The organism is uncultured Amaricoccus sp. (assembly GCF_937891315.1).
GTDB lineage: Bacteria > Pseudomonadota > Alphaproteobacteria > Rhodobacterales > Rhodobacteraceae > Amaricoccus.
In genome coordinates, this window is the sequence record NZ_CALAGI010000160.1 from 1 (window position 1) to 5,844 (window position 5,844).

3 protein-coding genes and 1 pseudogene are annotated in these 5,844 nt (G+C 73.2%); 2 read left to right on the forward strand and 2 right to left on the reverse strand.

The features are described from left to right. Window positions 1-1,688 (reverse strand): annotated as a pseudogene (locus Q0480_RS16090) (hypothetical protein); the annotation flags it as partial. A gap of 334 nt (window positions 1,689-2,022) precedes the next feature. Here Q0480_RS16090 and Q0480_RS16095 point away from each other — a divergent pair. Beyond that, window positions 2,023-3,312, forward strand: a complete 1,290-nt coding sequence (locus Q0480_RS16095; RefSeq protein ID WP_299134441.1) for a citrate:proton symporter — start codon at window positions 2,023-2,025, stop codon at window positions 3,310-3,312. Here the strand turns inward: Q0480_RS16095 and Q0480_RS16100 are convergent. Beyond that, window positions 3,290-4,228, reverse strand: a complete 939-nt coding sequence (locus Q0480_RS16100; RefSeq protein WP_299134442.1) for a LysR substrate-binding domain-containing protein — start codon at window positions 4,226-4,228, stop codon at window positions 3,290-3,292. The genes Q0480_RS16095 and Q0480_RS16100 overlap by 23 nt on opposite strands. A 136-nt stretch (window positions 4,229-4,364) precedes the next feature. Here Q0480_RS16100 and Q0480_RS16105 point away from each other — a divergent pair. Next, window positions 4,365-5,844 (forward strand): acyclic terpene utilization AtuA family protein (locus Q0480_RS16105; RefSeq protein ID WP_299134444.1); only part of this gene is annotated, 1,480 nt, incomplete at its 3' end.

The following is a 5,844-nucleotide window of genomic DNA, read 5'->3' on the forward strand; positions in this document are numbered from 1 at the left end:
CCGCCGACCGAGATCTGCGCGCCGTAGATCTTCGAGCTGACCTTGCCGTAGGCAGAGCCTCCCGAGCCGCCGCCGCCGCCGACCGACTGCATGACGACGCCCGGCGAGTGGCCGCCCGTGGTCGTGATCAAGCCGCCGAGGTTCGCGGCATAGGAGCCGCCCGCGTCGCCGCCGTTCCCGCCGGTGCCGCCGATGTCCATGTTGACGAGCACACCGTTCGAGGTCGTCGCGTCGCCGCCCGAGCCGCCGCCGCCGCCGATCGACTGCGCCACGATTCCGCCGGCGCTGAACCCGACGGTCGCGACCGTGGCGTCGGTCAGCGCCGCGCTGACGGCGTTGCCGTTGGAGGCGTCGCCGCCGTTGCCCCCGACCGCGAAGACGCCGCTCTCGTCTGGCCCGACGCCGCCGATGCCGCCGATCGACTGGGCGAGGACGCCGGGCGAGAGGTCGCCGTAGGAGAAGCTGTTGCCGGTCTGGATGTTCGCGCCGGTGCCGGTGACCGTCGCCGTCCCCGGCGTGCCGCCGCTGGCGCCGTTGCCGCCGGTCGGGTCGAACGACCAGTCCGAGGCATGGCCGCCGCCGCCGCCGATGTTGCCGATCGACTGCGCCAGCACGCCGGGCGAGGGCGAGTCCGGGTCGGACGGCTGCATGGTGAGGATCTCGCCGTTGACCGTGACGGAGACGTCGCCGGCGTTGCCGCCCTGGCCGCCGCCGCCGCCGATCTCGCCGCCGCCGCCCTTGCCGCCCTGGCCGCCGACCGACTGCACCCAGAGGCCGGCACCGCCCGGGCCGCCGGCCTCGATGGAGGCGCCGGCCGCGAGGGTGACGTCGACGTCCTGGCCGTTGCCGCCCTGGCCGCCGTTGCCGCCCTGGCCGCTCCAGGCGCTGTCCCCCTTGCCGCCCACGCCGCCGTTGCCGCCCGCGGACGCGACGTAGACGCCGTTCGAGAAGCCGGTGTAGAAGCCGGTCAGCGTGGCGGTCACCGCGCCGCCGTTGCCGCCGGTCCCGCCGTCGACGCCGAACTTGTACTGTTCGTCCATGTAGGCGCCGCCAGCGCCGCCGGTTCCGCCGGTCGATGAGATACCCGCGCCGGCGCCTGAGGCGAGCGCCGCCCAGCTCCCGCCGAGCGCGTTGACCGTCACCGTTCCCCCGTCCCCGCCAGTGCCACTCACGCCGTTGCCGTCGACCCCGACCGCGCCGCCGCCCGCTTCACCGCCCTCGGACAGAACGGTGACCGCGTTGCCCTCGCTCGACTGGCCGTTGGGGGTGTTGGTGACGGTGGCAGAGACGGAGAGGGTGAGGTCGCCGCCCGCACCGCCGTTTCCGCCCCACCCCCCGCCGCTCGCGTTACCGGTCGCGCCCGGATCGCCGGTGCCACCCCAGGATTCCATGTCGAGCGGGGAGAGGCCGTCGATGGGATCGTCGTACAGGCCCTGCGGGTTGACGAGCACCGTCGTCAGCGCAGCCGCGGGACCGCCCGGCTGTCCCGTGCCGGCGCCGCCCGCCGGCGGCGGGTCGTTCGGGGAAAAGCCCGTCGAGCCGATGAAGCAGGCGCTGTTCACCATCACGCACGGGTCGCCGCTGTCGGCGGCGGCCGGGCTCGTGAGGAGCCCCGCCACCGGAACGAGCGCGGAGGTGGTCATCAGGCACGCGACGAGGGCGCGCACCGGGAGGGATGCTGGCAACATGGCTGTCTCCGTGCTTCGCGGCGAACCGCGTCGGTTGACGAGAGGTGCGGGTGCTCGATGGGAAGCGGAATGACCGCCGGGCCGGTGGCCGGCCCGTCGTGCATAGGCCCGGAGCGGCGGTTCGGACAAATACGGTCTTGGTATGCGGGTATAAGCCCGGGCGATACCTCCTCGGGCGGGTCGGGAAGGGGGGCCCGGCCGTCATGGGATGCGTCGCGAGGGGCGCCGGCAGGCGACAAGCCGGAAGAGGCCGGGTATTGATGGCCCCGGCCCCTTGGCAGAGGGGCGACGGAAGGCGGGCGCGGGGACGCCGGCGCGGGTCGGGGGCGGGTGGATGCTGGCTTTTCTCGGCTTCGCGACGGTGGCGACCTTTCTGGCGGCGACCCTGTCGCGGCGGCTGCCGCTCGTCCCCGCGCTGATCCTCGTCCCGACCATCGCCGCTCTGGCCGCGGGAGGCGCGGGCGGGCTGGGCGCGATGATGCTCGACGGCATCGCCCGGGTCGCGCCGGTCGCGGTGATGGCGGTGTTCGGGGTGTTCTATTTCGGGCTGATGCTCGAGGCCGGGCTGTTCGATCCGCTGATCCGCCGGTTGTTGCGGCTGGCCGGGGGCGATCCGCTGCGGCTGGCGCTCGCCACGGCGGTCATCACCATGGCGGTGGCGCTCGACGGCGACGGGACGACGACCTTTCTCATCGCCGTCTCCGCTGTCCTGCCGGCCGCCGACCGCATCGGCCTCGATCGCCGGGTGCTGGCGGCGATCGTGGCGCTCGGGGCCGGCGTCATGGTGATCTTTCCCTGGGGCGGACCGACGACGCGGGCGATGGCGGCGCTCGGCGTGGACGCCGGGAGGCTCTTCAACCCGCTGCTCCCGGCGGTCGGGGCCGGGATGGCATGGGTGCTCGTCGCCGCCTTCCTGCTCGGGCGGCGGGAGCGTGCCCGCCTCGGATGGACGCCCGGCGTCGGCGGGCAGGCGCCGGAGGATCCGAAGCCGGCGACGACGGGGCGGCCCTGGCTCTTCGGCTTCAATCTCGCCCTGACGGCCCTGCTCCTCGCGGCGCTGGTGGCGGAGGCGCTGCCGCTGCCGGTCCTCTTCGCGCTCGCCTTCGCGGTCGCGCTGCCGGTGAACCTGCCGGCGCCGGCGGAGCAGCGGGCCTTCGGTCGCCGCCACGCGGAGAGCATCGCCGGCATCGCCGTGACGATCTTCGCGGCGGGCCTCTTCACCGGGATTCTCATCGGGTCGGGGATGATCGCAGCGATGGCGGCGGCGACGGCCGGCGTGGTGCCGGAGCGGATGGCCGGCGCGCTGCCGGTGCTGGTGGCCGTCTCGTCGATGCCGCTCAGCCTCGCGCTGCCGCCGGACGCTTTCTATTTCGGGGTGCTGCCGGTTCTTGCCGAGACGGCGGCGAGCCATGGGGTCGATCCGGTGCTGGTGGGCCGGGGGGCGATCCTCGGGCAGACCACCACCGGCTTTTCGCTCAGCCCGTTCGTGTCGGCGACCTATGTGCTGCTCGGTCTCTGCGGCGTGTCGCTCGGGGCGCACCAGCGCTTCACCTTCGGCTGGGCGTTCGGGACGACGCTGGTGATGACCGCGGTCGCCGCCGCTACGGGCGCGCTGTCGGGGTGACGAGTTCGACACCGGGCGGCGCGGCGGCGGCGAGGCGGTCGCGGATCACGGTGACGGCGACGGCGCGGACCGCCTCGGCGACGGCGGCGAGGGGGCGTTCGGCGGAAGCGAGGAGGACGGCGGTCAGGTGGATCGGCGGCTCGACAGGGGTCGCGGTCAGCGCCTCGAAGCCGGGGACGTCGGAGAGATCGCCCTTCGGCAGGAGCGTGCCGCCGAGGCCGGCCTGCACCGCGGCGAGGATCGAGGAGAGGAGGTCGGCCTCGGCCACGACTTGCGGGGTCAGGCCCGCGGCGGCGAGGAGGCGGTCGAATGGGGCGCGTGCGACGTTCGGCTGGACCGGAAGAACGAGGGGATGCGCGGCGATCGCCTCGAGGGTGAGGGCGGCGTCCGGCGCTGCGAGGCGCTCGCGGTGGATGAAGTAGAAGCGCTGGCGGAAGAGCGGCCAGCGGGTAAAGCCGGGGGCGGGCTCGTCCTCGAAGGCGAGGAGGAGGTCGAGCTGGCCGGCGCGCAGCCGCTCGCCGAGGGTCAGGCTGTCGGCGGTGGCGAGGCGCAGCGTCACCTTCGGCATCGTCGCCCGGCAGGCGTCGAGGAGCGGCGCCCCGAGCGTCGAGGCCAGCGTCGAGGAGAACCCGATGCGGACCACGCCCTCGAGCTCGCCGCCGGCGGAGCGCAGCACCGCGGGCAGGGCGTCGATCTGCCGGAGGATGGCCGCGGCCTCGCGGCAGAGGATTTCGCCGGCCGGGGTCGGGCGGACGCCGCGCGGGGTCCGGACGAGGAGGCTCAGCCCGAGCTCGGCCTCGAGCTCGGCGATCTGCTGGCTGAGCGCCGGCTGCGCGACGTGAACGAGAGCGGCGGCGCGGGAGAAGCCGCCGGCCTCGACGATCTTCACGAAATAGCGCAACTGGCGGAGCTGCAACGACGATCTCCCCGGCTATCGGCGGCGCTTATACCTGCATAGCGAGACGATATTTGTTCGGCGAGCGGATTCGCGAGAGACCGATGCCTGTCCGCCGGGATCGTCCGGCGCATTCAGCCACATCGGGGAGATGGTCATGGCTCAGCTCGTCTATCGTGTCGTGTCGGCCTGCGGGGCGCTCGGCTACGGCTATCCAAGGGAGTCGATGGAGAAGGCGCTGGAGGGGCGGATCGACGCCATCGTCTCCGACGCGGGCTCGATGGACGCCGGGCCCTATTATCTCGGCACTGGGACCGAGTATTTCGAGCGCGAGGCGGTCAAGGCCGACTGGCGGCACATGGTCGAGGCGGCGCGGAAGACGGGTGCGCCGGTGATCCTCGGGTCGTCCGGCATGGCGGGGGGCGACCGCAACGTCGACTACATGCTCGACGTCGCGAAGGAGGTCTTCGCGGAGTTGGGGGTGAAGGATGCCAAGGTCGCGGTGATCGGCGCGGAGCTCGATCCGGAGATCGTGATCGCCGAGTTGCGCGCCGGCCGGCTGCGCCCGACGGGCGTCGGGCCGGAGCTCGACGAGGCGGCGCTGCGCGAGAGCGTGATCGTCGGGCAGATGGGCATCCATCCGATCCTGACCGCGCTGGAAGCCGGGGCGCAGTACGTGATCTGCGGGCGGTCCTGCGACATCGCGCTGTTCGCCGCGGACATGATCCGGCGGGGGATCGACGCCGGGCTCGCCTATCACGTGGGGCACGTGCTGGAATGCGGGGCGCTGGCGTGCGACCCGGGGTCGCCGTCGGACTGCCTCGTCGCCGAGATCTACGACGACGGCTCGGCGGTCTTCGTGGCGCCGAACCCCGACCGGCGCTGCACGCCCTATTCCATCGCCGCGCATTCGCTCTATGAGGAGAGCCACCCGCAGCTGCAGTTCTATCCCGAGGGTATCCTCGCGATGGAGAAGACCGAGTTCTTCGCCCGCGACGGCCGCGCCGCCGGCATCCGCGGCAGCCGGTTCGTGCGCTCGGGCAAGCCCTGGCCCTGGAGCATCAAGCTCGAGGGCGCCCGGCGGCTCGGGGGGCGCAAGGTGTCCCTGCTGCGTCTCGACCCGGCGGATGTCGCGAAGCTGCCGGAGAGCGTGCTGGTCTACGGGCGGAACGGGGTGCAGCCGCGGCCGGTGGCGGGGGACGAGACGGAGCTCGGCCTGATCGTCGAGACGACCTCGAAGACCGAGGAAGGCGCGGTGCTGCTGGCGAGCCTGCTGACCCACTACCTGATCCACTACGGCTATCCCGGCCGCAAGGCGACCGCCGGCAACATCGCCTATCCGCTGTCGCCGAACCTGGTGAGCTTCGGGCGCGAGGACGGGAGCTTCGGCGCGGTGGTGCCGAGCGGGACGCGGGATCCGGTGTTCTTCGCCAACTACGCGAAGATCAAGGCGGCGGTGCTCAGGATCATCTCCGACCAGTTCCCCGACGCGCTGGCGAACGCGACCTGGACGATTCACGAGGCCGGCGCCGGCAATCCGGTGGCGCTCGTCCGCACCATCGACCGTGACCCGAAGGCGCTCGCCGCGCGGCACGCGGCCGAGGTGGCGGCGGTGACGGCGCTCGCGCCGGCGCAGG